General features: G+C 67.9%; 20 protein-coding genes. 9 read left to right on the plus strand and 11 right to left on the minus strand.

Going from position 1 to position 25828, the window contains the following annotated elements; genetic code table 11:
* Positions 1 to 116: 116 nt before the first annotated feature.
* Positions 117 to 1001: an outer membrane protein assembly factor BamD gene (locus tag IC535_RS07445; RefSeq protein ID WP_228884027.1), complete on the minus strand. Its 885-nt coding sequence runs from the start codon at positions 999 to 1001 to the stop codon at positions 117 to 119.
* A gap of 116 nt (positions 1002 to 1117) precedes the next feature.
* Between IC535_RS07445 and rluD the strand changes: the two genes are divergently transcribed.
* From rluD to IC535_RS07460, 3 genes are all read left to right on the plus strand, one after another.
* Positions 1118 to 2113 (plus strand): 23S rRNA pseudouridine(1911/1915/1917) synthase RluD, encoded by a 996-nt coding sequence (gene rluD, locus IC535_RS07450; protein WP_228884028.1) that lies wholly within the window; start codon positions 1118 to 1120, stop codon positions 2111 to 2113.
* Between the two features lie 29 nt (positions 2114 to 2142).
* Entirely contained in the window at positions 2143 to 2958 is an 816-nt protein-coding gene (gene pgeF, locus IC535_RS07455; protein ID WP_228884029.1) for a peptidoglycan editing factor PgeF, read from the plus strand.
* Positions 2959 to 3032: 74 nt separating this feature from the next.
* Positions 3033 to 3449, plus strand: coding sequence for a thiol-disulfide oxidoreductase DCC family protein (locus tag IC535_RS07460; RefSeq protein ID WP_228884030.1), 417 nt, complete (start codon positions 3033 to 3035; stop codon positions 3447 to 3449).
* Between the two features lie 76 nt (positions 3450 to 3525).
* Here IC535_RS07460 and otsA read toward each other — a convergent pair whose 3' ends face one another.
* The 4 genes from otsA to IC535_RS07480 form a co-directional block, all read right to left on the minus strand.
* Positions 3526 to 4890, minus strand: coding sequence for an alpha,alpha-trehalose-phosphate synthase (UDP-forming) (otsA, locus tag IC535_RS07465; RefSeq protein WP_228884031.1), 1365 nt, complete (start codon positions 4888 to 4890; stop codon positions 3526 to 3528).
* Complete coding sequence (locus IC535_RS07470; RefSeq protein ID WP_228884032.1) at positions 4887 to 6668, minus strand: glycoside hydrolase family 15 protein; 1782 nt, start codon at positions 6666 to 6668, stop codon at positions 4887 to 4889. The genes otsA and IC535_RS07470 overlap by 4 nt, the downstream gene beginning before the upstream one ends.
* Positions 6669 to 6824: 156 nt before the next feature.
* Positions 6825 to 7583, minus strand: a complete 759-nt coding sequence (otsB, locus tag IC535_RS07475; RefSeq protein ID WP_228884033.1) for a trehalose-phosphatase — start codon at positions 7581 to 7583, stop codon at positions 6825 to 6827.
* 77 nt (positions 7584 to 7660) lie between these two features.
* Complete coding sequence (locus IC535_RS07480; protein ID WP_228884034.1) at positions 7661 to 10111, minus strand: TonB-dependent receptor plug domain-containing protein; 2451 nt, start codon at positions 10109 to 10111, stop codon at positions 7661 to 7663.
* Between the two features lie 232 nt (positions 10112 to 10343).
* Between IC535_RS07480 and IC535_RS07485 the strand changes: the two genes are divergently transcribed.
* The 4 genes from IC535_RS07485 (at position 10344) to IC535_RS07500 (ending at position 15542) form a co-directional block, all read left to right on the plus strand.
* Positions 10344 to 10826, plus strand: coding sequence for a DUF3574 domain-containing protein (locus tag IC535_RS07485; protein WP_228884035.1), 483 nt, complete (start codon positions 10344 to 10346; stop codon positions 10824 to 10826).
* A gap of 35 nt (positions 10827 to 10861) precedes the next feature.
* Positions 10862 to 11740, plus strand: a complete 879-nt coding sequence (locus IC535_RS07490) for an XAC2610-related protein (RefSeq protein ID WP_228884036.1) — start codon at positions 10862 to 10864, stop codon at positions 11738 to 11740.
* Between the two features lie 222 nt (positions 11741 to 11962).
* Positions 11963 to 13684, plus strand: a complete 1722-nt coding sequence (locus IC535_RS07495) for a thiamine pyrophosphate-dependent enzyme (RefSeq protein WP_228884037.1) — start codon at positions 11963 to 11965, stop codon at positions 13682 to 13684.
* A gap of 268 nt (positions 13685 to 13952) precedes the next feature.
* Positions 13953 to 15542: a hypothetical protein gene (locus IC535_RS07500; protein ID WP_228884038.1), complete on the plus strand. Its 1590-nt coding sequence runs from the start codon at positions 13953 to 13955 to the stop codon at positions 15540 to 15542.
* Positions 15543 to 15724: 182 nt separating this feature from the next.
* Here IC535_RS07500 and IC535_RS07505 read toward each other — a convergent pair whose 3' ends face one another.
* Complete coding sequence (locus IC535_RS07505; protein ID WP_228884039.1) at positions 15725 to 16435, minus strand: glutathione S-transferase; 711 nt, start codon at positions 16433 to 16435, stop codon at positions 15725 to 15727.
* A gap of 204 nt (positions 16436 to 16639) precedes the next feature.
* On the opposite strand from IC535_RS07505, the gene clpB reads away from it, so the two are divergent.
* Positions 16640 to 19225: an ATP-dependent chaperone ClpB gene (gene clpB / locus IC535_RS07510; protein WP_228884040.1), complete on the plus strand. Its 2586-nt coding sequence runs from the start codon at positions 16640 to 16642 to the stop codon at positions 19223 to 19225.
* Between the two features lie 161 nt (positions 19226 to 19386).
* Here the strand turns inward: clpB and IC535_RS07515 are convergent, their stop codons facing one another.
* The 3 genes from IC535_RS07515 to IC535_RS07525 form a co-directional block, all read right to left on the minus strand.
* Complete coding sequence (locus IC535_RS07515; RefSeq protein ID WP_228884041.1) at positions 19387 to 20193, minus strand: MipA/OmpV family protein; 807 nt, start codon at positions 20191 to 20193, stop codon at positions 19387 to 19389.
* Between the two features lie 163 nt (positions 20194 to 20356).
* On the minus strand, positions 20357 to 21643 hold the full coding sequence (locus IC535_RS07520; protein WP_228884042.1) for an ATP-binding protein: 1287 nt from the start codon (positions 21641 to 21643) through the stop codon (positions 20357 to 20359).
* A gap of 3 nt (positions 21644 to 21646) precedes the next feature.
* A complete protein-coding gene (locus tag IC535_RS07525; RefSeq protein WP_228884043.1) occupies positions 21647 to 22375 on the minus strand; it encodes a response regulator transcription factor in 729 nt (242 codons plus the stop codon).
* 225 nt (positions 22376 to 22600) lie between these two features.
* Between IC535_RS07525 and IC535_RS07530 the strand changes: the two genes are divergently transcribed.
* The gene (locus IC535_RS07530) at positions 22601 to 23923 is read left to right on the plus strand and encodes an O-acetylhomoserine aminocarboxypropyltransferase/cysteine synthase family protein (protein ID WP_228884044.1); all 1323 of its coding nucleotides are present in this window, start codon (positions 22601 to 22603) and stop codon (positions 23921 to 23923) included.
* A gap of 46 nt (positions 23924 to 23969) precedes the next feature.
* Here IC535_RS07530 and IC535_RS07535 read toward each other — a convergent pair whose 3' ends face one another.
* Positions 23970 to 24545 carry a hypothetical protein gene (locus IC535_RS07535; RefSeq protein ID WP_228884045.1) on the minus strand — a complete coding sequence of 192 codons (576 nt, stop codon included), beginning with the start codon at positions 24543 to 24545 and terminating at the stop codon, positions 23970 to 23972.
* 35 nt (positions 24546 to 24580) lie between these two features.
* Complete coding sequence (locus tag IC535_RS07540; protein WP_228884046.1) at positions 24581 to 25825, minus strand: lipase family protein; 1245 nt, start codon at positions 25823 to 25825, stop codon at positions 24581 to 24583.
* Positions 25826 to 25828: the final 3 nt, after the last annotated feature.

Consider the following 25828-nt stretch of genomic DNA (forward strand, 5'->3'; position numbering starts at 1 on the left):
CCAACCCAGTCAGCGCATATGTCGGTCATTGCCTTTGATCTGAGGCTTTAGTACACAACTTACTCCCCGCAAATCGGTGAAGAACCAAAAAAAAGGCCCCTTTCGGGGCCTTTTGATTATTTCCGTTGCAGCTTGGCGTTGCGCTGGCCGGTGCTGGCCGATTTCTCGCCGGCGAACGGGTTCAGCTTGCGCACCATCCACGGGTATTTCGGCCACTTGCCCTGCAGCCACGGATGCTCGGGCTGGTTCAGCTCCAGCACGCGGCGGGCGTCGTCGGCCAGGGTCTTGTTGCCCAGGTGGGTGTAGGCCTCGCCCAGGGTCGCCACGGCGTCGTACTGGAAGGCGCTCTGCGGGTAGTTTTCCAGCAGGAAGTTGGCGCGGCCGGCGGCCGATACCCAGGCCTCGCGGCGCAGGTAGTACATGGCGTTGTCCAGCTCGTGCTGGGCGAACACGTCGCGCAGCTCCAGCATGCGCTGGCGCGCATCGGCGGCGTAGCGGCTGTTGGGGTAGCGGTCCACCACGATGTTGAAATCGGCGTAGGCCTGGCGCGGGGTGGACAGATCGCGGCGGCTGGCGTCCAGCGACCACACCCGGCGCAGGAACACCGTGTTGCGGTTGCCGTTGGCCAGGCCCCGCAGGTAGTACATGTAGGCGATGTTGCGGTGGGTCGGGTAGGTACGGATGAAGCGGTCGACGCTGGACACCGCGTCATCGTGCTTGCCGGCCTTGTACTGGGCGTAGGCGGTTTCGATCATCGCCTGCTCGGTGTACGGACCATACGGGTACTGGGCGATCAGGCGCCGGAAGTTGGCCTCGGCCCCGCTCCAGTTGCCGCCTTCCATCAGGCGGTGGCTCTTCTCGTAGATCTGTTCGACCGGCAGGCCTTCGTCCGGAGAATCGCCCTTGGTACCGCGATGGCAGCCGGTGGCGACGAGGGCCAGGACCAGCAGCAGGGCGGCGGTGCGGGCGGGCGCAGACAGCAAAGAAGAGCGTCGGATCATGGGGTCAGGGCGGGACGCGGCTGGAATACGAGGGGTCGATGATAGCCTAGTGGCCTGTCCTGCGACTGAAAGTGGTCGCCAGGACCCCAAAATTGTCTCCCAGCGGTGCTGCCCCCATGTCCGATAACGTTTCTGAATCCGAATCCCCCCGCCAGGCCGTGGTGCCCGATACCGCCGCCGGCCGGCGCTTTGACGCCGTCCTGGCCGAACTCTTCCCCGAGTTCTCCCGTTCCAAGCTGACCGAATGGATCAAGTCCGGGGACGTCCTGCTGGATGGGGTGACCGTCCGCGGCCGCGACCCGGTCCGCGGTGGCGAGGTGGCCAGCCTGCATGTCGTGCTCGACACCCAGACCCACGCCGAGCCGGAGGACATCCCGCTGGAGGTCCTGTACGAGGACGAGCACCTGTTCGTGATCAACAAGCCGGTCGGCCTGGTGGTCCACCCCGGCGCCGGCAACCCCACCGGTACCCTGGTCAATGCGCTGCTGTTCCGCGACCCGTCGCTGTCGGTGCTGCCGCGCGCGGGCATCGTGCACCGCCTGGACAAGGACACCAGCGGGGTGATGGTGATCGCACGCACGATCCAGGCGCAGACCGCGCTGGTGGAGCAGTTGTCCGCGCGTGAGGTCCACCGCCAGTACCTGGCCATCGTGGTCGGCGCACTGGTTTCCGGCGGCACCGCCGATGCCGCCATCGACCGCCATCCGCGCGACCGGGTGCGCATGGCCGTGCGCGAGGACGGCAAGGATGCGATCACCCATTACCGCCTGCGCGAACGGTTCCGCGCCCATACCGCGCTGGAATGCCGCCTGGAAACCGGGCGCACCCACCAGATCCGCGTGCATATGGCGCATCTGCGCCACCCGATCATCGGCGACCAGCTGTACGGCGGGGCGCTGAAGCTGCCCAAGGGCGCCAGCGACGAGCTGGTCGCGGCGCTGCGCGGTTTCAAGCGCCAGGCGCTGCATGCCGAGACCCTGGAGTTCGTGCACCCGATCACCGGCGAGACGATCAGCAACAGCGCACCGCCGCCGGCGGACATGCTGGCGCTGCTCAATGCCCTGCGCGATGACAGCAGGAAGTTCGCCGAGCTGGAGCGCGGCCGCCGCTGATGGAGCGCCGCCCGCCCGTCCCGGTCCTGATGGCCGACTGGCCCGCGCCGCCCGGCGTGCAGGCCTGCACCACGCTGCGCTTCGGTGCGGGGGGCTCGTTGCCGCCGTTCGACCAGTTCAACATGGGCAACCGCTACGCCGCCGACGGCGACGACCCGGACCAGGTGCAGCGCAACCGCGACCTGCTCCAGGCCGGGCTGGGCCTGCCTTCGGCGCCGCACTGGCTGCGCCAGGTGCACGGCACCACCGTGCTGCGCATGGATGCGCCGCCATTGGCCGCCGGGGTGGCGCTGGAACCCACCGCCGATGCGGCGGTGACGGCGGTGCCCGGGGTGGTGCTGGCGATCCTGACCGCCGACTGCCTGCCGGTGGTGCTGGCCGCGCGCGACGGCAGTGAAATCGGCGCGGCCCACGCCGGCTGGCGCGGGCTGGCCGATGGCATGCTGGAGGCCACCGTGGTGGCCATGCATACCCCGGCCGCGCAGCTGCAGGCGTGGCTGGGCCCGGCCGCCGGCCCGGCGCATTACGAGGTGGGCGAGGATGTGCATGCCGCCTTTGTCGACCGCGATGCCGGTGCGGCGCAGGCCTTTGTGGCGACCCGCCCGGGCCATTGGAAGGTGGACCTGTACGCGCTGGCCCGGCGCCGGCTGCACAGCGTGGGGGTGGACCCGGCGTGGATCAGCGGTGGCCAGTACTGCTCCATCGCCGACCCGCAGCGGTTCTATTCGCACCGCCGCGATCGCCGCAGCGGGCGCATGGCCACGCTGGCCTGGATCGGGGGTAGATCCGACCCATGGTCGGATGCGTTGAAATGGTCGGATGCGTTGAATGACCCGATGCAATAAATGGCCGGAGGCGCCGGCGTCCGGCATTGCGTTGTCCGAGCGTGGCTCGGACCTAGCCCCTTTCCATGATTGCCATGACCGACGTTGATCAAACGCAGAAAGCCGTGATCGTGTTCGACGGGGTCTGCGCGCTGTGCAGCCGCTGGGTGCGATTCCTGCTGCGTTTCGACACGCATGGCCGCTACCGCTTCGCCGCGATGCAGGGCACGCACGGGCGAGCCCTGCTGCAGGCGCAGGGTCTGGATCCAGAGGATCCGTCGTCGTTCCTGCTGCTCGAACAGGGGCGCGCCTGGACGGACACCGACGCGATCCTGCGCGTACTGGTCGGGTTGGGCGGTGCGTGGCGTCTGCTGCGCGTGCTGGGCTGGTTACCGCGCAGGCTGCGTGACCGCGCGTATCGCGCGCTGGCGCGCAACCGGTATCGGTGGTTTGGCCGTCATGACACGTGTTTTTTACCGACAGCGGAGCAGGCGGCGCGGTTTCTGGATTGACGATGGGAAGGTGCATGGCCGGCCAGCGGCCGGCACTACCGTGGGCTATCCCGGCGCTGCCGGCCGCTGGCCGGCATCATCCTTCCAGCGCCTGCAGATACGTCCGTCGCCAATGATTGATGTCGTAGGTGCGCAGGTGCTCCATCATCGCCTGCCAACGCTCCACGCGCTTCTTCAACGGCATCGTCGCCGCGGTGGCGATCGCATCGGCGACCCCGTCCAGGTCATGCGGATTGACCAGCAGGGCCTGCTTGAGTTCGTCGGCCGCACCGGCCAGCAGCGACAGCACCAGCACGCCCGGATTCTGCGGGTCCTGCGAGGCCACGTATTCCTTGGCGACCAGGTTCATGCCGTCGCGCAGCGGGGTGACCAGCCCGACCGCGGCGGCGCGGTAGAAGCCGGTCAGGGTGGCGTGGGTGAAGTTCTGGTTGACGTAGCGCAGCGGGGTCCAGTCCGGGGCGGCGTGGCCGCCGTTGATATGCCCGGCGATCTGCTCCAGCTGGCTGCGCAGCTGGCGGTACTCGGTGACATCCCCGCGCGAGACCGGTGCGATCTGCAGGTAGGTCAGGCTGCCGTGCTGGTCGGGATGGCGCTCCAGGTAGCGTTCAAAACCCAGGAAGCGCTCCGGCAGGCCCTTGGAATAATCCAGCCGGTCCACGCCGATCGCCAGTTGGCGGTCGCGCAGGCTGTTGCGCAGGTCGCGCACGGCCGGCTTGTTGGCGCCGGCCTTGGCCTGGCGCACGATGTGTTCGGTATCGATGCCGATCGGGAATGCCGCCGCGCGGAAACGGCGCCCGCCCGGGGCTTCCAGTTGGCCATCGGCCAGCACCCGCCCGCCGCCGAACAGGCGCAGGTAGGACTGGAAGCGGTCGGCGTCGCGCTGGGTCTGGAAGCCGACCAGGTCGTAGGCATACAGGCTGGAGAACAGCCGCAGGTGGTCGGGCATGGCCTGCAGCAGGTCGGCCGAGGGCATCGGCACGTGCAGGAAGAAGCCGATCCGGCAGCCGATGCCACGCTCGCGCAGCAGCGATGCCAGCGGGATCAGGTGATAGTCGTGGATCCAGACGATGTCGTCCTCGCGCAGCAGCGGCGCCAGCTTTTCGGCGAACAGCGCATTGACCCGGCGATAGGTTTCGCGGGTGGCGCGGTCGTAGTCGACCAGGTCCAGGCGGAAATGCAGCAGCGGCCACAGCGTGCGGTTGGCAAAGCCGTTGTAGTAGCCGTCGACGTCGCGCTTGTTGAGGTCCATGGTGATGTAGCGGATATCGCCGTCGACCTGCTCGTGCACGGTGCCGCTGTCGTCGCGGACCGATTTGCCGCTCCAGCCGAACCACACCCCGCCGCGTTCCCGGAGCGCGGCCAGCAGGCCCACCGCCAGCCCGCCGGCGCGGGTTTCGCCGGGGACGGCGACCCGATTGGAAACCACTACCAGACGGCTCATGATGCCTCCTGCCAGCTGCGCGACAGCCGCATCGCCGCGGTGATCAGGCCCACGTGCGAATAGGTCTGCGGGAAGTTGCCCCAGGCCTCGCCGGTATCGAAGGCCAGGTCTTCGGAGAGCAGGCCCAGGTGGTTGCGGCGCGCCAGCAGCTCCTCGAACATCTCCCGGGCCTCGTCCAGGCGGCCGATGGCGGCCAGTGCGTCGATGTACCAGAAGGTGCAGATGGTGAAGCTGGTTTCCGGTTCGCCGAAGTCGTCCGGCGCCACGTAGCGGTACAGCGCGTTGCCATGCTTGAGGTCGCGGCCGATCGCCTCGACGGTGGCGACAAATCGCGCGTCGCTGGCCTCGATGAAGCCGATGTCGGCCAGCAGCAGCAGCGACGCATCCAGGCGGTGGCCGCCGTAGGTGTCGGTGAAGTGGCCCAGTTGCTCGCTCCACGCTTCGCGCAGGATCCGTGCGTGGATGGTGTTGGCGCGCCCGCGCCAGTATTCGGCGCGGTCGTCCAGCTTCAGCCGCACGGCGATCTTGCACAGGCGGTCGCAGGCGGCCCAGCACATCGCGCTGGTGTAGGTGTGCACTTCGGTGCGGCCGCGGAATTCCCACAGCCCCGCGTCGGGCACGTCGTGCAGGGCGAAGGCCTGTTCGCCCAGCGGCTCCAGCCGCGCGAAGGTATGCGCATCGCCGGGGTCCTGCAGGCGGCGGTCGAAGAACAGCTGGGTGGACGCCAGCACCACGCTGCCGTACACATCGTGCTGGCGTTGCACCCAGGCCAGGTTGCCGCGCCGTACCGGCCCCATGCCGCGGTAGCCGGACAGCGAGGCCACTTCGGTTTCATCCAGCTTGGCTTCAAAACCGATGCCGTACAGCGGCTGCAGGCTGCCATCGGCGGTGGCCAGGTTGAAGATGTAGCCGAGGAACTGTTCCATCGTGCGGGTGGCGCCCAGGCGGTTGAGCGTGCGCACCACGAAGGCCGCGTCGCGCAGCCAGCAGTAGCGGTAGTCCCAGTTGCGGATGCTGCCCGGCGCCTCCGGGATGGAGGTGGTCATCGCGGCGATGATCGCGCCGCTGTCTTCGTACTGGCACAGTTTCAGGGTGATCGCGCTGCGGATCACCGCGTCCTGCCATTCCAGCGGAATGGACAGGTAGCGCACCCACTCGCGCCAGTAGTCGCCGGTACGTTGCAGGGCCTCCTGCACATAGCCGCTGAGCGAGCGGTTGAGCGATTCATCCACGCCCAGCACCAGGTGCATCGGGTGGTTGAGCACGAACGGCAACCCATCGCGAACCAGCCGCAGCGGCACATCGGTGGTCAGCCGCAGCACATGGTTGGGCAGTACCCAGCGGATGTGGTTGCTGCCCCAGGTGCCGTCGGGCACGCGCGCGCCCCAGTCGGCCAGCGGGCGGGCCCGCACGATGATGCGCGGATTGCCCGCCAGCGGCCGTACCTGGCGGATCAGGCTGACCGGGCGGTAGAAGCGGTCGTTCTGGCGCCAGCGCGGGGCGAAGTCGATGATTTCCAGCGCACCGCCGTGCTTGTCGTGCAGCACCGTGCGCAGGATCGCGGTGTTGGTCAGGTAGGCCTGCTCGCTGCCCACCATGTCTTCCAGCTCGATGGCGAAATCGCCGCCCTCGTGCTGGTTGGGGCGCAGCAGCGCGCAGAAAGTGGGGTCGCCATCGAAGGTGGGCAGGCAGCTCCAGACCACGCGGGCATGCTGGTCGATCAATGCGCCGAAGCTGCCATTGCCAACCACGCCAAGATTCAGATCGGATTCGCTCATGGTGCACAACATCTCGTGTCATGCCGCGGCATTGCGCGCTGCGCAGGGCTCGGCGGCGTCGGGGGCCTCCGCCGGGAGGCCGGTGCAGGCCGGCGCGCTGCCGGGCCTGCGGTGTTTGCGGGCCAGGTCCAACCGGCCGGTTTCAACGGGCTGGCCTCAGTAGGCATTTTCGCGCAGCCAGGCATGCACGCTGCGTATGTGCGGCAATGCGAACACCGCCGCGCTGGGTGCGCGCGAACCGACCAGCACGCTCCAGCCGTGCAGGGCGTTGGCGGCGTCGAACCCGAACTCGTCGGTGAGATCGTCGCCCAGGAATACCGGCAGCCGCCCACGGAACGGCGCCTGCTGCATCAATTGCCGCAGTGCGCGGCCCTTGTCGCTGCCCTCGGGAACGAATTCGACCACATGGTCGCCCGGTTGCAGCCGGTAGCCGGCGTGGCCGCGGATATGCCGTTCGGCGAATGCATGCACCTCCTGGGCGGCATGCGGCGCAGCGCGCCAGTGCAGGGCCAGGCTGCTGCCCTTGTCTTCGACCAGGACGCCGGGGGTGCCATGGGCAAAGCGCATTGCCTGTTGGTGCACTGCATGCAGCCATTGGCTGGTGTCGGTACTGCTGGCCGGGCTGTCCAGCTGCCCATCGGCGCGGCGCAGCTGATGGCCGTGCAGCCCGGCGGCAGGCAGGTGCAGGGGGCGGAACAAGGCGTCGAGCTGGTCCAGTGGCCGGCCGCTGATCAACGCCACGGCGCCTTCCAGGCGATCGCTGATCCGCCCGATCGCCTCGCGGACTTCGGGCAGCAGGGTGACGGCGTCGGGGTCCTGTTCGAACTCGATCAGGGTGCCATCCACATCGAGGAACAACGCGCAGGCATCGTCCAGCAGCGGTGGCGACGGACGTGTGGGGAGGTCGTGTGCCATGCCCACCACGATGCCAGCGTGGGCGTGATCGTCAGGTCATGGCGGTGCAGCCGACCGTGGGTCGGCTGCACCCATGATCAGAACGTATACCGCATGCGACCGTAGTAATACGCGCCGTTGCTGCCGATCGGCGACAGCACGTCATACGGCAGGTTGCCGAAGTAGTGGATGTCTTCGTTGGATGGATCGGAGTAGTTGTCGGTGAGGTTCTGCCCACCGATGGCCACGCTCCACTGCGGGGTGATCTTGAACTCCACTTCCGCATCCAGCTGCCATTCGGCGCCATAGGTCTGGCGCGGAATGTAGCCGTCGCCGAAGTTGAACACGCGGGTCACCCTGCCATAGCGGTTGACCCGGCTGCTCAGCGCCCAGCGGTCGTTGCTCCAGCTGGCGGCCAGCGCGGCGCGGGTACGCGGGGTGGCGTCGGTGAGGGTATTGGTTTCCTCCACGCCGAACAGCACGTAGTCCGGGTCCAGTGCCAGCAGACTGGCCGGGGTGGCCAGCACGTTCTTCAGCGTGGTCTTGGTGTAGGCGTAGGTGCCGGTCAGGACCAGCTCGCCATCGCCCAGCGACTGCCGCCAGTTGCTCACCAGTTCGGCGCCGCGGGTGCGGGTGTCGGCAGCGTTGACGAAGAAGCTGGCGCTTTGCAGGCCGGCCACGCCGAACTGCTGCTGCACGTTGTCGGTGAGGGCGTCGCCGGTGATGCTTTCCGACAACGCGATGCGGTCGTCGATGTCGATCTGGAAGAAATCCAGCGACAGGTCGAAGTGCGAGCCGATACGGCTGGTGAAGCCCAGGCTGGTGTTGAGCGACTTCTCCGGCTTCAGGTTGGACGCGCCCAGGCCACGGGCGATGGGATTGTTGACCGACAGCACCCGGCCCTGCACCAGCTGGCCGGCGGCGTTGTAGCCGGTGGAGGTGGATTCATAGCCGATCTGGGCCAGCGACGGCGCGCGGAAATTGTTGGAGATGGCGCCGCGCAGCGCAAAGGCCGGGGTGAACTCATAGCGCAGGCCGAGCTTGCCGGTGAGCTCGCCGCCGAAGTCATCGCTGTGTTCGTAGCGTGCGGCCAGGTCGCTGGAGAAGTGCTCGCCGTACTGGCTGGACAGGCTGGCATAGGCGCTGGCCACGTCGCGCGACAGGCTGGTGGCATCCTGCGGGGTCAGCCCGCCACCGGCCTGCGAGCCGGTCGGGCGGTCGGTGAACGGGCCGGCCGCGTAGCTGTTGGGATCGCCCGGACGGGTCTGGTAGTGGTCGCGGCGTGCTTCCACGCCCAGGCCCAGGCTGTGGGTGGTGTTGTCGCCCTGGTTGAACACCCGGCCCAGGTCGAGGTTGGCCACGGTCAGTTCGTTGCGGTAGTCGCCGGTCTTGAAGCGGGTCGGGCTGGTCGGGCCCAGCGAGGCGTTGAGCGAATCGCGCAGGCGGTAGGTGAAGCTGTTGCTGCCGTAATCCAGGCTGGCGTCGTAGTTCCACTCGCCCCATTGCCCCTTCGCGCCGGCCACGGCCTGCACGTCGCGGTTCTCACCGATGGAAATCGGACGGTAGCCGTTGGGATAGACCTGTGCCCAGTTGGCGTCGCTGTCGGGGTAGCGGAAGTAGTTGGCGCCTTCGCTGTCGCGCTGGTTGAAGGTGCTGAAGAAATAGAACTTGGAGGTTTCACCGAACGGCAGCTCGGTGTTGATCCAGGCGTTGAGGTCCCGGGTCTTGCCGTCGCCCAGCACGTAGTTGCGCTTGCCCTGCAGGGCCAGGTTGGTGTCGCTCTGGTCCCACGGCGGGATCTGGTCGAAGCCGGCGCGGTTGGTGCCTTCGTGGTTCTTCAGCTCCAGGCCCACGCGCAGGAAGCCGCCGTCCTCGCCCAGCCGGGTGCCGACCTTGGCGCTGGCATAGCTGGTCTGGCCGTCGGTGAGGGTACGGTCGATCGGCTTGAGGTCGGTGTGGTTGGCGCCGAAGCTGGCTTCGAACGCGCCGCCCTCGGGGGCGTCATCGAGGATCACATTGATCACCCCGGCCACCGCGTCCGAGCCGTACAACGCGCCGGCGCCGTCGCGCAGCACCTCGATGCGCTTGATCGCGCTGACCGGAATGGCATTGAAGTCGACCGGGGTGGTGCCCTTGCCGATCTTGCTGTCGGTATTGACCAGCGCGCTGCTGTGGCGGCGCTTGCCGTTGACCAGGACCAGCACCTGGTCGGGCGAGAGCCCGCGCAGCTGCGCGGCGCGGATGTGGTCGGCGCCGCCGGAGTTGGACTGGCGCGGGAAGTTGAACGAGGGCAGCAGCGCCTGCAGCGCGCTGCCCAGTTCACCGTTGACCACGCCGGCCTTGCGGATGTCCTCGGCGCTGAGCACGTCCACCGGCGAGGTCGATTCGAGTACGGTGCGGTCCACCGCCCGGGTGCCGGTGACGATCACCGTGTCCAGCGTGGTGGCCGAGCCGGGCGCGTCCTGCGCAAGTACGCCCTGGGCGAGCAGGGGGGAGGAGAGGACGAGCGCGATGGCAAGGCCAAGGCGCGACGCGGACGGACGGGACATGCGGACTCCAGCGGGACGACGAGGGGGGGAGGGGAGGAGAGTTGGTGTTGCCGACCAATGGTCGGTACTACCAATCTATCCGGATGAAGCGATATATTATCTTGGCGTGACGGCCGATGTGATGCAAGTCCCATCGCCTATGGTCATCAGCAGATAACCGCTGGTGATCCATGCAGGCATGGATGTCCTGCACCCTTCTTCCCCCGTACGCCTGCTTTCCTGGAGCCTTTCGATGAAGTCCTACGCTGTTCTGTTCGCCCTGGTGCTGGCCGCCAGCGGCTGCGCCACCGCCGCGCCCACCGCCAAGCCGGCCCCGCCGGCCACGGCCACCGCCACCCTGCAGGGCGATGCCGCCCGCCCGGATGCCGCCGCCGGGTGGGTGCGCAGCGAGCTGTACTTCGGCGTGGGCGAGGAAAGCGGCGCCTCCGAGCGCAGGCAGACCGACGCGATTACCGACACGCAGTGGCGTGCCTTCCTCGACAAGCAGGTCACCCCGCGCTTTCCCGACGGGCTGACCGTGTTCGACGCCTATGGCCAGTGGCTGTTCCGCGGCGCGGCCGAGCCCAACCGCCTGCGCACCAAGGTGCTGGTGGTGCTGCACGAGAACACCCCGCAGCGCCGCGCCGACATCGAAGCGATCCGGCTGGCCTGGAAGCAGGCCACCGGCCACCAGTCGGTACTGTGGGCGCAGCAGGCGGTTGAAGTATCGTTCTGAGCCAGGGCGCCAGGGTGGCGCGGCAGGATGCAGGCATGAACCGGATCGATTCGTTGCGCTATGCGATGCGGGGTTGGCTGCTGCTGGGCGCGTGTGCGCCGGCGGCCGCAGCGTCGCCCGATGCCGCCCCCGACGCTGCGCTGCAGCTCAGTGTCGCGCCGGGCCAGGCCGCCAGCGCGCGGGTGCAGCCCGATGGCGGCATCGTGGTGCAGCTGCCGTCGGGCCGGCAGCAGCGCCTGGCCGGGGTGGCCGATGCCGACGGCGCCGCGTGGTTGAGTGCCGAGGACATCGATTTCGACGGCAGCCCCGAGTTGGTCGCGCGGGCACAGGTGGGCATGGTCAACGAGGCGGTGGCGGTGTACCGCTATGACCCCGGCCAGCAGCAACTGGTGGCGTTGCGCGCGATCACCCATGGCAACGACCAGTGCGGCAACCTGATGGGCCTGACCGTGGATGCAGGCAACCGCCTGTTGAGCAGTACCTGCCGCAGTGGGCCGATGTGGTACGTGGACCAGTACCGCTTCGACGGCGCGCGCCTGTACCTGTACCGCGCCGAGCGCATGTTGATGGTGGGCGACGCACTGGAGGCGTTCGTGCTGGTCAGGCAGACCGCCGAGAGCGGGCCGCTGGCGGTCTGGAGCACGTTCGATGTGGCCGGCAAGGTAGTGGAAACGGCCATCGCCGATGGTCTGGTGGCGCCGCGTGGCCGCGCGCCCCTGCTGGCGGTCAGTGGCCAGGTGGTGCCGGCGCGGCTGCCGCTGTACGCCAAGCCCGGTGACACAACGACCCGGCGCTATCTGCTGCAGGATGACCGGGTGGAGCTGCTGGATGAAGCCGATGGCTGGATAAAGGTGCGTTACAACAACCCCCGGCGCGGCGCGGTGCTGGGCTGGGTGAACGTGCACGGCCGGTAGTGCCGGCCGCTGGCCGGCTGCACGCGATGCCAGGGCGGGAAGCCCCGCCCAGGGTGCGCATCCATGGCGCCTGGCGACGCCCGGCAGGGTCATCACACGTGCATCCACGCATGGCGTGGATCTACGGCCGGCTGGCTCGATATGCGGTACCGCCGCGCCGCGCACATCGGTATCACCCGCGCATCGCTAGGCTCGAAGGTCCCGCTTCGAGGAACCCCTGACATGAGCAAGCGCGTTGCCGAGATCGTGGTTGAAACCCTGCAGACCGCCGGTGTCCGTCATTGCTACGGCATCGTCGGCGACACCCTCAACTACGTCACCGATGCCATCCACCGCAGCGACATCGCCTGGGTGCACATGCGCCATGAGGAAGTGGCCGCGTTCGCCGCTGGCGCCGAATCGCTGGTCAGCGGGCGGCTGACTGCCTGCGCCGGCTCGTGCGGGCCGGGCGGGCTGCACTTCATCAACGGCGTGTTCGAGACCAACCGCAACCGTGCGCCGATGGTGCTGATCGCCAGCCAGGTGGTCACCGCCGAACTGGGCATGGAGTTTCCGCAGGAGGTCGATTTCAAGGCGGTGTACGCCAGCTGCAGCGTGTTCTGCGAGCAGGTGCACAGCCCGCAGCAGGCGCGCCGGGTGGTGGCGCTGGCCTGCCAGGCCGCGATCAGCCGGCGCGGGGTGGCGGTGGTGATCCTGCCGGCCGACATCAGCGAGGCGATGGTGGGCGATGATGTGCCGTTCTCGGTGCATTACACCCAGCCGGTGTTGCGCCCCAGCGATGATGAACTGCAGCGCATCGCTGCGCTGATCGGGCAGGGCAAGCGCATCGGCATCTATGCCGGCGCCGGCTGCGAGCATGCCCACGATGCGCTGGTGGCACTGGGCGATCGGCTGCAGGCGCCGATCGCGCATACCTCGCGGGCCAAGGATTTCGTCGAGTACGACAACCCCTACAACATGGGTATGACCGGCATCTTCGGGATCGAATCGGGCTACCACACGCTGATGGCCTGCGACACGCTGTTGCTGCTCGGCGCGGACTTCGCCTGGGGCCAGTACTACCCGGACAAGGCCACGTTGATCCAGGTGGACCGCGACGGCAGCCACCTGGGCCGCCGCCACCCGGTGGACCTGGGCGTGGTCGGCGATATCGGGCCGACCTTGCAGGCACTGCTGCCGCTGTTGCCGGCGCGCGAGGACCGCAGCTTCCTGGACGAGTGCATCGGCCATCGCGACAAGGCCTTGGCCAAGCGTGCCAGGGAAGAGGAACCGGGCGAGGGGACGCTGATCCACCCGCAGCACCTGACCGCGCTGATCGACCGCCATGCCAGCGACGATGCGCTGTTCACCGCCGACGGCGGCTCGCCGATGGTGTGGATCCTGCGCCATATCCGCGCCAATGGCCGCCGCCGCACCCTGACCAGTCTGCTGCACGGCACGATGGCCAACGCCATGCCGCAGGCGCTGGGCCTGCAGAAGGCCTATCCCGGGCGCCAGGTGATCTCGCTGTCCGGCGACGGCGGCATCGCGATGCTGCTGGGCGACCTGCTCACCGCCGTGCAGGAGCAGCTGCCGATCAAGGTGGTGGTCTACAACAACAGCTCGCTCAACTTCGTCGAGCTGGAGCAGAAGGTGGAAGGCCTGCTGGATAACTACACCGGCCTGAAGAACCCCGATTTCGGCCGGCTGGCCGAGGTGATCGGCTTCCATGGGCGCACCGTGACCCATTCGGAGGAGCTGGAGCAGGCGGTAAAGGACTTCCTGGCCCATCCCGGCCCGGCGCTGCTGGACGTGCATACCAGCCCCACCGAACTGGTGATGCCGCCCCAGGTGGAGGCCAAGCAGGTGGCCGGCACCGCGCTGTATGCGGCCAAGGCATTGCTGAGCGGGCGGGTGGGCGATGTGCGCGACCTGCTGGCGAACAACTTTTTGAACAAGCCGTAGTGCCGGCCGCTGGCCGGCTCCCGACAGCCCTGAAGCATCCCAGGTTGCCGGCTGCTGGCCGGCTCCCGACAGCCCTGAAGCATCCCAGGGTGCCGGCCGCTGGCCGGCTCCCGACAGCACCAGAAGCATCCCGTGGAGCCGGCCAGCGGCCGGCACTACCGGTGGTGTTCCATCGACGCGTATACCTCCGGCGTTCCATCCATGCGCCTGTTACTGGCGGCGGTGAGGCCCTACCATCGGCTACCCCCTCCCATGGCAGTGCCCGCGCATGTCCGCCTCCGCTCCTGGCCGCTCCGCACCACCCCGCTGGTTCGTCGCCGGCGATCTCAATGGCTTCTTCGGCCTGGTGGTCGACAACCTGTCGATCCTGGGCTTCATCGCGATGGCCCTGGTCGGCATCTTCCAGTTCCCGGCGGACGTGGTGTTCGGCCGGATGTTCCCGGGCACCGCCTTCGGCGTGCTGGTCGGCAACGTGCTGTACACCTGGATGGCGCGCCGGCTGGCCGCGCGCACCGGCCGCGACGATGTCACCGCGATGCCGCTGGGCCTGGATGCGCCGACCAGCATCGGCATGGCGCTGCTGGTGCTGGGCCCGGCGTTCCTGGCCTTCAAGGCGCAGGGGCTGGCCCCGCACGATGCGGCCATCGCCACTTGGCAGCTGGGCATGGCCTCGCTGGTGATCATGGGCGTACTCAAGGTGATCCTGTCGTTCTTCGGCGAAGCGGTCACCCGCGCGCTGCCGCGGGCGTCGCTGCTGGGCTCGATCGCCGGCATCGCGATCGTGCTGATGGGCTTCCTGCCGCTGCTGGAAACCCTGCGTTCGCCGATCGTCGGCTTTGTCACCCTTGGCCTGCTGCTGTACGTGCTGATCGCCAAGCGCAAGCTGCCGATCCGCGCGCCGGGCGTGCTGGTCGCCTTCGTGTTCGGCACGATCCTGTACTACGGGCTGGGTCTGGCCGGGCTGGGTGCACCGGGCTTCAAGGTGCCCGAGTGGGTACCGCCGCAAGTGGTGCTGCCATGGCCGACGCTGGGCTTCATCGACGGCCTGCCCACGGCGATCACCTACCTGCCGTTGCTGCTGCCGTTCGGCCTGCTGATGGTGGTGGGCGGCATCAACGTTTCCGAAAGCGCGCGCGCGGCCGGCGACGACTACCGTACCCGCGACATCCTGCTGGTGGAGGCGGTGGCCACGCTGGTGGCCGGGTTCTGCGGCGGCGTGGCGCAGACCACCCCGTATATCGGGCAGCCGGCCTACAAGCACATGGGCGCGCGCAGCGGCTACACCTTGCTGACCGGCCTGTTCGTCGGCGTCGGCGGCATGCTCGGGGTGATTTCCGGGCTGGTGCAGTGGCTGCCGCTGGCGGTGCTGGCGCCGATCATCGTGTACGTGGCCATCGACATCACCACCCAGGCCTTCCAGGCCACCCCGCGCGAACATGCCGGGGCGATGGTGCTGGGCTTCCTGCCGTCGGTGGCCTACCTGCTGGCGATCAAGGCACCGGGCTGGATCGCGCCGGAGCAGCTGGCGGCGATGACCTCCACCCTGGATGGCCACGGCCTGCCCGAGCTGGCGGTGATCTTCACCCTGGGCAACGGTTTCATCATCACTTCGATGCTGTGGATCGCCGCGGTGGTGGCGATGATCGACGGCAGGCTGCTGCGTGCGTCGGCGTTGCTGCTGGTGGCCGCGGCGCTGACCCTGTTCGGCCTGATCCACTCGGTGGATCCGCGCGGTGGCATTTACCTGCCGTGGCAGCTGGACGGCCTGCCGAAGATCATCATGTGGCAGTTCGCCGGGGCCTATGTGGCGCTGGCCGGGTTGTTGGCGTTGTTGTCGCTGCAGAAGCAGGAACGGTGACGGACGGCACCGACCAACGGTCGGTGCCTACCCAGGCCCGACGGTAGGTCACGACCGTTGGTCGTGACCGCAGCGTGCGTCGGTCGTGACCGCAGCGCGCATTGATCGTTGCCCGGTGCCGAATCACGGCAAGGCGATCACGACCAAACCACGGCAAGGCGATCACGACCAACGGTCGTGATCTACCGGTCGCCGTCCAGTTCCGGGTAATGCCGGAAAATGCCGTTGGTATTGAACGCCACGCGGCGTTCGCTGGCCAGGTAGGCGGCGATGTTGGGCCGCCGTTCCACCCGCTCCTTGAGCGCATGCAGCAGCGGCAGCGTCGGCCACAGGGCCTGCATGCGGCGGGGGAACATGTACTCCAGCCCGCTCAGCAGCTGGAACAGCGACAGATCCACATACGAGTGCTCACGCAGCGGATGGCGCTCGCCGTTGTGGGCGAGCACGCCTTCGAAGTAACCGAGGAATTTCGGCAGGCGCTCGCTGCGCATCGTCGCGGCACGTGCCTTGGCTTCGCGTTTCTGGTCCTGGTAGTACTGCGAGGCGGCGATCGGGTGGTGGGTGTCGTGTACTTCGGCGACCAGGTCGGCGATGGTCAACTGCAGCTGCAGCGCCTGCCGGCGGCGTGAGGCAGCCTCCGGCACCAGGCCAAGTTCCGGTCCGATCAGGTCCAGGATCGCCGCCACCTGCGCCACTACCTGCTTGCCGGTGCGCACGAATGGCGGCGCGAACGGCTGCAGGCCTTCCACCTTGCCGTCCAGGTAGGGCTGCATGACCGCATCGCCGTGTACCCGCGCCATGTCGGTGTAGGCGGCCGCGGCATCTTCCAGCGCCAGCCGGATGAACTCGCCGCGCCCCTGGATGCCGGTCCAGTAATACAGTTCGTAGTGCATGCGTGCGCTTCCCGGTCCACCAGCGGCCAGCATCGCCGTCGGGGCGGGAAGCGGGCGTGATCGCGGCGTCGGGGCGCCGTGCGGTGCACGGCCGGCCTCGCCAGCGGCTGAATGCCATCTCATGGCCCCTTGAAACACGCCGGGCTAACCGCATCTGATGGATAGTGCTGGCCCGGCCAGCGGGTTTCTATCGAGGATCACACCATGCGGATGGACAAGCTCACCTCGCGTTTCCAGCAGGCGCTGGCCGACGCGCAGTCGCTGGCCGTTGGCCGCGACCACAACATCATCGAACCGGTGCACGTGTTCACTGCGCTGCTGGACCAGCAGGGCGGCAGCACGCGCCCGCTGCTGTCCCAGGCCGGGGTCAATGTGCCGGTGCTGCGCGAGCGCCTCAACGAGGCGCTGGAGGCGTTGCCCAAGGTGTCCGGGCAGGAGGGCAACCTGTCCATCGGCAACGATCTCAACCGCCTGCTCAACAACACCGACAAGCTGGCCCAGCAGCACGGCGATGCGTTCATCGCCAGCGAGTGGTTCGTGCTGGCCGCACTGGATGACGGCGGCACCCTGGGCATGGCGCTGCGCGCCGCCGGGGCCGACAAGGCCCGCATCGACGCGGCGATCGACAAGATCCGCGGCGGCGAGAGCGTGCAGTCGGAAAATGCCGAAGATCAGCGGCAGGCGCTGGAGAAGTACACCATCGACCTGACCGCGCGTGCCGAGAGCGGCAAGCTGGACCCGGTGATCGGCCGCGATGAGGAGATCCGCCGCACCATCCAGGTGCTGCAGCGCCGGACCAAGAACAACCCGGTGCTGATCGGCGAACCCGGGGTGGGCAAGACCGCCATCGTCGAGGGGCTGGCCCAGCGCATCATCAACGACGAAGTGCCCGAGGGCCTGCGCGGCAAGCGCGTGCTGTCGCTGGACATGGGCGCGTTGATCGCCGGCGCCAAGTTCCGCGGCGAGTTCGAGGAACGCCTGAAGGGCGTGCTCAACGACCTGGCCAAGAGCGAAGGGCAGGTGATCCTGTTCATCGACGAGCTGCACACCATGGTCGGTGCCGGCAAGGCCGATGGCGCGATGGATGCCGGCAACATGCTCAAGCCGGCGCTGGCCCGCGGCGAGCTGCACTGCGTGGGCGCCACCACGCTGGATGAGTACCGCAAGTACATCGAGAAGGACGCCGCGCTGGAGCGCCGCTTCCAGAAGGTGCTGGTCGGCGAACCCAGCGTGGAGGACACCATCGCGATCCTGCGCGGGCTGAAGGAAAAGTATGCCGTGCACCACGGGGTGGAAATCACCGATCCGGCGATCGTGGCGGCGGCGACGTTGTCGCACCGCTACATCGCCGACCGCCAGCTGCCGGACAAGGCCATCGACCTGATGGACGAGGCCGCCTCGCGGATCCGGATGGAAATCGACTCCAAACCGGAGGAACTGGACCGCCTGGAACGCCGGCTGATCCAGCTGAAGATCCAGCGTGAAATGCTGAAGAAAGAGAAGGACGATGCGTCGCGCCAGCGCCTGGCCGACCTGGAAGCGGATATCGACGGCCTGGAGCGCGAATTCTCCGATCTCAACGAGGTCTGGAAGGCGGAGAAGGCCGCGCTGCAGGGCACGACCCGGATCAAGGAACAGATCGAGCAGGCCAGGCTGGAGCTGGAGGCGGCGCAGCGCCGCCAGGATTTCGGCCGCATGAGCGAGATCCAGTACGGGCAGCTGCCGCAGCTGGAAAAGCAGCTGGCCGCCGCGCAGGAAGCGGAAAGCACCGACTTCAAGCTGGTCCAGGACCGGGTCACCGCCGAGGAAATTGCCGAGGTGGTATCGCGCTGGACCGGCATTCCGGTCAACCGCATGCTGGAAGGTGAGCGCGACAAGCTGCTGCGCATGGAGCAGATGCTGCATGAGCGCGTGGTCGGCCAGGAAGAGGCGATCAAGGTGGTCTCCGATGCGGTGCGGCGTTCGCGCGCCGGGCTGTCCGATCCGGACCGGCCCAGCGGATCGTTCCTGTTCCTGGGCCCGACCGGCGTGGGCAAGACCGAACTGTGCAAGGCGCTGGCCGAATTCCTGTTCGACAGCAGCGATGCGATGATCCGCATCGACATGAGCGAGTTCATGGAAAAGCACAGCGTGGCGCGCCTGATCGGTGCCCCGCCGGGGTATGTCGGCTACGAGGAAGGCGGCTACCTGACCGAAGCGGTACGCCGCCGGCCGTATTCGCTGATCCTGCTCGACGAGGTCGAGAAGGCGCATACCGATGTGTTCAACATCCTGCTGCAGGTGCTCGACGATGGCCGTCTTACCGATGGCCAGGGCCGTACCGTGGATTTCCGCAATACGGTGATCGTGATGACCTCCAACCTGGGCTCGCACCAGATCCAGGACATGGGCAGCGACGACAGCCCGGAGGCCTACACGCAGATGAAGGCCGCGGTGATGGGCGTGGTGCAGGCGCACTTCCGCCCGGAGTTCATCAACCGGCTGGACGACATCGTGGTGTTCCACCCGCTGGACAAGGCGCAGATCAAGCAGATCGCGCGCATCCAGATGCACGGCCTGGAGAAGCGGCTGGCCGAGCGCGGCCTGCGGATCGAGGTCAGCGATGCGGCGTTCCAGTTGCTGGGCAACGTCGGTTTCGATCCGATTTACGGGGCCCGCCCGCTGAAGCGTGCGATCCAGTCGCAGCTGGAAAATCCGCTGGCGCAGAAGATCCTGTCCGGGCAGTTCCTCAGCGGCGATGTGATCACGGTCGATGCGGCTGAAGGCCATCTGGTCTTCACCAAGGGCTGAGCCTCGAGCGTGCGATGCACCAGGGCCCGGTGGCGGTTGCCACCGGGCCTCTCATGCGCGGCCCGCCCGTCCCTGCGCCGTCCGGGCGCGGCTCGGACCTGCCGGCATGCCGGAATCACGACGGTAGGTCCGACCCATGGTCGGACATGGTCGGACCGGGTTCACCAACGGTACTGGTAGCCGCTCATCGCGCCGAGCTGGGTCTGCTTCTGCACGATCGGGCTGTCGGCCGCGTCGCCGAGCAGGCGGTTGCCTTCCACGCCGATGAGCCAGCTGCTGCTGGCGTTGATCGGACGTACCCATTTCAGGCCCAGCCCGGCGCTGGTCAGGCCCGCCGACGCGGTATGCCGGGCAAAGCCGCTGCGCGCGGCCTGCGCCGCGCTGACCCCGTACCAGGTCTGCATATAGCCGGCATCGCCGTATTCGGTGGACACGCTGGCGCTGAGGCTGCCGCCGGCAACATCGAACAGCGGCACCTCCAGCGACAGCTGCAGCTGTTTGGTGGCCAGCCCGGTGTCGCCGCGGTCCTTGTCCTTGGGTGCGTACTGTGCGGTGGCGCTCAGCACCGTCGGCCCGATCGAGACACTGCCACCCACGCCGACCAGCAGCCGTGTGCGGATGTCACCCATACCGCGAAGATGGTCCGAGCCGCCCAGCAGCGAGTCCTTGTCGCGGCGGCTGCCGCTGCCGCCGAGGTAGGCGCGGAGGTTGCCATGCTCGCCCAGCGTGGTGCCCCAGCCCAACCCACTGCTGCCGAGAAACCAGCCACCCGGCGCGCTGACTTCAAAGCCCAGCTGCGGTACCGCAGTGTAGTCCTCGCTGCCGCTGTAACGCGGCGCCACGCCAGCGCCGAGCATGACCTCCAGGCCCCAGCGGTCCGGGTCGGGGTTCTCGTTGGCGGCATGGGCGGTAGCGATGGAGGCCAGGCTCAACGGGGCCACGGCCAGGATCAGGCAAATCGAATTCATGCGGGGTTCTCTGCAAGGGGATGACGACTGCAGAGCGGCACCGGCCTGCCCAGGGGCGGCGGGGAGACGACTGCAGGGATGCCATCTTGGCGATCCCGTTGCAGCGGTTCTTTCGGTATTTGTTGGAGAGTTGTAAACAGATGTAACCGGGGATGGCCGCGGTTCAGGCCGGCGCGCATGGCCAGCGGATTTCCAGCCGTGCCCCGCCCAGCGATGCGCGCGACACCACCGCCTGGCCACCGTGGCGTTCGGCGATGCGGCGCACGATGGCCAGGCCCAGGCCGAAGCCACCGGTATCGCGGCTGCGGCTGTCGTCCAGGCGGGTGAACGGTTGCAGCACGCGCACCCGGTCGGCTTCGGCGATGCCTTCGCCGTCGTCGTCCACGCGCAGGCAGCAGGCACCATCGATCTGCAGCAGGCTGACCTGCACCTGGCTGCGCGCATGCCGCAACGCATTGCAGACCAGGTTGCTCAAGGCCAGCTGCATCAGCCGCCCGTCGATGTGCAGGCAGGCCGGCTCGCAGCGGCGCAGGGCCAGCCCGATGCCGGTGGCGGCCGCCTGGCGCAACGGGTCGGCCAGGCTCTGCTGCAGCCAGGGCAGGGCATCGACCCTGGGCCAGTGGCAGGACTCGCCGCGGTGCTCCAGCCGCTCGTAGGCCAGCAGTTCGCTGACCAAGCGGTTGAGTTCGGCCAGGTCGCTGCGCATGCCGTGCAGCAGGGCCGTGCGGCGCTCATCGCTGGCCTGCTCGACCAGGTCCAGGCCGAAGGCCAGCCGCGCCACCGGCGTGCGCAGTTCGTGCGACACCGCATGGGTGAGGTCGCGCTGGCCCTGCACCAGGTCGGCCACGCGGGCGGCCATGCGGTTGGAATGCTCCACGATCACCCGGATCTGCGAACGGGGCGATACCTTCGCACGCGCGTGCAGGTCGCCGGCGCCGATGCGGTCGGCATGGCCACGCAGGATCTCCAGATCGCGCCACAGCAGGCGCACCCAGATGAAGATGCTGGCGCCCAGCAACGCTACGATGCCCAGGTAGGCAAGCACGGTCATGTGCATGGTCATCGACACTTCACCGGGCAGGCGCAGGCTGAGCCAGCGGCCGTCGTCGGCATCGACCGGCAGCAGCACCCACTGGTAGGTGTCGCGTGCGACGAAGCCTTGCGCAAGCAACATGGCGCGCTCGGCGGCATCGAGCACCGGTGGCGTATCCAGCAGGGCCAGCCCGATGCCGTAGTGCGGCTGCCACCGCGCCAGCTGACGGCGTTGCTGCTCGATGCTGCGGCCGGCCAGGCCATCGCGCAGTGCGTATACCTGCCCGCGTATCTGTTGCACGAATACCTGGTCCAGCCTAGGCGAGTAGAACCGGTCCAGGATCAGGTTCAAGCCCAGCACCGACAGCACGAAACAGGCGCTGGTGATCAGCCACAGGCGCAGGAACAGCCGTGTCATGGTTTACCAGCCGGCCGGGTTGAACTGATAGCCGCGGCCCCAGATGGTCTTGATCCGGCGCGGTTCGCGCGGGTCGTCGCCCAGCTTGCGGCGCAGCTTGCCGATGCATACGTCCACGCTGCGGTCCAGACCGTCAAAGCCGATCCCGCGCACCGCCAGCAGGATCTGGTCGCGCGACAGGATCTGCCCGGGCTGGCTGGCCAGCAGCCACAGGATCTCGAACTCGGTGGTGCTCAGTTCGATGCGCTGCTGCCGGTGACTGACTTCGCGCTCGGCGCGGTCGATGCACAGGCTGCCGAAGCTGGCCTTGCTGCGGTTGCCGCCGGCCGGTTGCTGGCGCCGCAGCAATGCGCGCAGGCGCGCCAGCAGCAGGCGCGGTTCGATCGGTTTGAGCACGTAGTCGTCGGCACCGGACTCCAGCCCCAGCACCTGTTCCACATCGTCTTCGCAGGCGGTCAGGATCAGGATCGGCACTTCGGAGAACGCGCGGATCTGCCGGCACACCTCGATGCCGCCCACGCCGGGCAGCATCAGGTCCAGCACCACCACCTGCGGTGCCAGCTGGCGGCAGGCTTCCACCGCCAGGTCGCCGCGGTGTACCGACTGCACCGCAAAGCCATGCTCGCCCAGGTAGTGCTGCACCAGTTCGCCAAGGCGGCGGTCGTCCTCCACCAGCAATACCTTCGGCAGTGCGGTGGGCAGGCTGCCGGGCATCCATTGGGCTGCGAACATGGTCCGGGGTTCCTTGCCGGTGGTGGGAGGCGAATATCGTCCTGTGGCGGCGAAGACTAGCAATGGCCCGTGCCGGAATCGCTGAACCCCGGGCAACGGTCACCATGCGCGGGCGTGCGGTGCGCGGCCAGGACAAATCACGATGCGGCCTGAGCCCATGCGCAAACGGCATGAGCCGGCGCGCACCACTGCGGTATGGTCGGCTGCTCAACCGGAGCAGGCGCAATGGCAGAGCACGGCAACCACCCGCAGCAGCAGTCCCCGCAGGCCCCGCATTGGAAGGCCGAAACCATCGCCGTGCATGGCGGCTACCGGCCCGACCCAACCACCCGTGCGGTGGCGGTGCCGATCTACCAGACCGTGGCCTATTCCTTCGATGACACCCAGCACGGCGCCGACCTGTTCGACCTGAAGGTGCCGGGCAACATCTACACCCGCATCATGAACCCCACCACCGATGTACTGGAGCAACGTATCGCCGCGCTGGAAGGCGGGATCGGGGCGCTGGCGCTGGCCTCGGGCCAGGCGGCGATCACCTATGCGATCCAGACCATCGCCGAAGCCGGCGACAACATCGTTTCCTCCAGCGCGTTGTATGGCGGCACCTACAACCTGTTCGCGCACACCCTGCCGCAGTTCGGCATCCACACCCGCTTTGCCGACTACCGCGACCCGCAGGCGTTCGCCGCGCTGATAGACGAGCGCACCAAGGCAGTGTTCGTCGAGTCGATCGGCAACCCGCGCGGCAACATCACCGATCTTGAAGCGGTGGCGGAGATCGCCCATGCGCACGGCGTGCCGGTGATCGTCGACAACACCGTGGCCACGCCGTATCTGCAGCGTTCGTTCGACTTCGGCGCCGACATCGTGGTGCATTCGCTGACCAAGTACCTGGGCGGCCACGGCACCAGCCTGGGCGGGGCGATCGTCGATTCCGGGCGCTTCCCCTGGGCCGAACACAAGCAGCGTTTCCGCCGCTTGAACGAGCCGGATGTGAGCTACCACGGCGTGGTCTACACCGAGGCGCTGGGGCCGGCGGCGTACATCGGCCGGGCGCGGGTGGTGCCGTTGCGCAACACCGGCGCGGCGATCTCGCCGTTCAATGCCTTCCTGATCCTGCAGGGCATCGAGACCCTGGCGCTGCGCATGGACCGGATCAACGCCAACACGCTGGCGGTGGCCGGTTACCTGCGCGACCACCCCGCGGTGGACTGGGTCAACTATGCCGCGCTGCCCGATCATCCCGAGCACGCGCTGGCGCGCAAGTACCTGCGCGGCCACGGCTCGGGCGTGCTGACCTTCGGCCTGCCCGGCGGGCGCGTGGCCGGCGCGCGCTTCCTCGATGCGCTGCAGCTGTTCACCCGGCTGGTCAACCTGGGCGATGCCAAATCGCTGGCCACCCATCCGGCCTCGACCACGCACCGCCAGCTCGATGCGGCCGAACTGGAGCGGGCCGGGGTCAGCGAAGACACGGTACGGCTGTCGGTGGGCATCGAGCATATCGACGACCTGCTGGCCGACCTGGCGCAGGCGCTGGCCAAGGTGTAGCGGCGCCCCGACCGGTGCGCGGGCGCAACGCGACCGGACGCGCCTGTTACGGGCGGGGGCGTACCGGCCGGTACTGGCCATTGGCACCGGTCGGACGTGCGCGGGTATCCACGTTCGCGCACAACTTTCCTTCGCCGCACATCACCAGATCGGCCTGGTTGTAGACCCGCAGCACGTCCGCCTCGATCCGGTTGCGCTGGATTTCCTGGCGATAGTGTCCGCCCAGCCAGAGGGCACCGGCGCCCAGAATGAGCACGGCCGATACTGCCGTTGCCATGCTCTTCCACAGTACCGCGCGTGAGGCCAGTTGATACCGGCGCAGTTCGGCGGACAGTGCCTGCGCGCCTTCGCCGAGCTGGCGGGTTGCCTGCGCCATCTGCTGCTCATGCTGCTGCAACGGTATCTTCAACGCGCCGTGCAGGCTTGCGGAGGCATCGATGGCCAGCGGCCTGAAGGCGGCTTGCGCGCTTTCGCTCAGCTGCGCGGGGATTTGCCGGGCCAGCGTCTGCAGCAGGGCCGAGGCCTGCTTCTGCTGCTGTTCCATCTGCGCGCACAGGCGCTGGTAGTGCTCCATCAGTGCGGCGGTCTTGCTGATCAGCGTGGCCAGTTCCGTCTCATTCATGCGATTTCATTCCGTTCGTTCCGCGCCGGCCCCGCTCAGCGGTGCATGGCACGGGTTGCGGTTTCCTGCGTCTGCTGCTGACGATCGCGCTCGGCGGCGGCCTGGCGTTCGTGCTGGTCCACCTGTGTGCTGGCTGCTTCGCGCAGTTCCATGCCTGCCTGCTGCGCGGCCATCTGGCCGTTGAGGCGGAGGAAGCCCTGCGGGTCGTCCTGGCGGGCGGCCTGCAGCATCTGGTCCAGTTGCGTACTCAACGTTGGCTGGCGCGGGGTGAACGATGCCACGTTCGGCTCCAGCGATCCGGCGCCGACATGCGGCTCCGGTGCTGTATCGCCGCCAGCGCGAAGACGGGGAGGAACCCATGGTGCAGCGGACTCGCGGGCGGGCTGCGGTAGCCCGGCGCCGGGCACTTCGGGGCCGCGGATGCGGTCGCTCAGGTCCGACACCAGCCCCGGCGCGCCGCCGGCGACCAGGGTTGCTACGATCCGACTGTCGGCGACCCGCTCGCGGAAATCCTGTACCCGTTGACGGTCTTCGGCCGTGCGCAGCCGCGCATTCGGATCGTCCAGTACCGAGCGGTCCGGCTGGCCGTTGCCATCCACATCCAGGAAGTGGTGCATGCGGTGGGAATCGGCCAGGCGCACCACTTCGGTCAGCTGTAACGCGCCACCCAGCACAGGCATCACAGTGGTCAATGGGGAGCCATGCAGCGATTCGGACTGCCGCAGGATGTCCAGTTCGGACTGCAGTGCATACACCTGGACCGTGCCGTAGTGCGGGCTCGCCGCACTGACCACGTCGCCGGCCATCACATGGCTGGTGAACGGCGCGGCACCGGCAGGCACCCCCTGCGGCACGCGATAGCCCAGGCCGGCGGCGCCGTAGGGATTGAAGGCTTCGCCGGGCAGGTTGAACCGGTGGGCGGTGATCTGCGCCAGGGCGCCACCCAGAGAGTGGCCGGTGACCGAGACTGTTGCACCAACCTCATGAGCCTTACTAAGTGCGAGCTCGGTAAGTGCAATCGCATCGTCCGCCTGCGCATTGATGCGACGGGTGACCATGCCAAGGTCAATAGCGCCGTCCTTCAATGGTTGTCGGTCAAATTCGGTGCCGCGATGGGCGACGATGACTTCTTTGGTGTAACGATTCTGGAAGACCGTTCCCTGATAGCCGCTGCGGCAATCCAAGTGCGCCAGTACGTCGTAATCGACTCCGTCCAGGCGCATCGAGTCGTACTTGCCGTTCGGTTGCCTCACTGGCGTCTCATAGGCCAGCGAAGACAACCC

The sequence above is a fragment of the Stenotrophomonas rhizophila genome, from assembly GCF_020857975.1.
GTDB lineage: Bacteria > Pseudomonadota > Gammaproteobacteria > Xanthomonadales > Xanthomonadaceae > Stenotrophomonas > Stenotrophomonas rhizophila_C.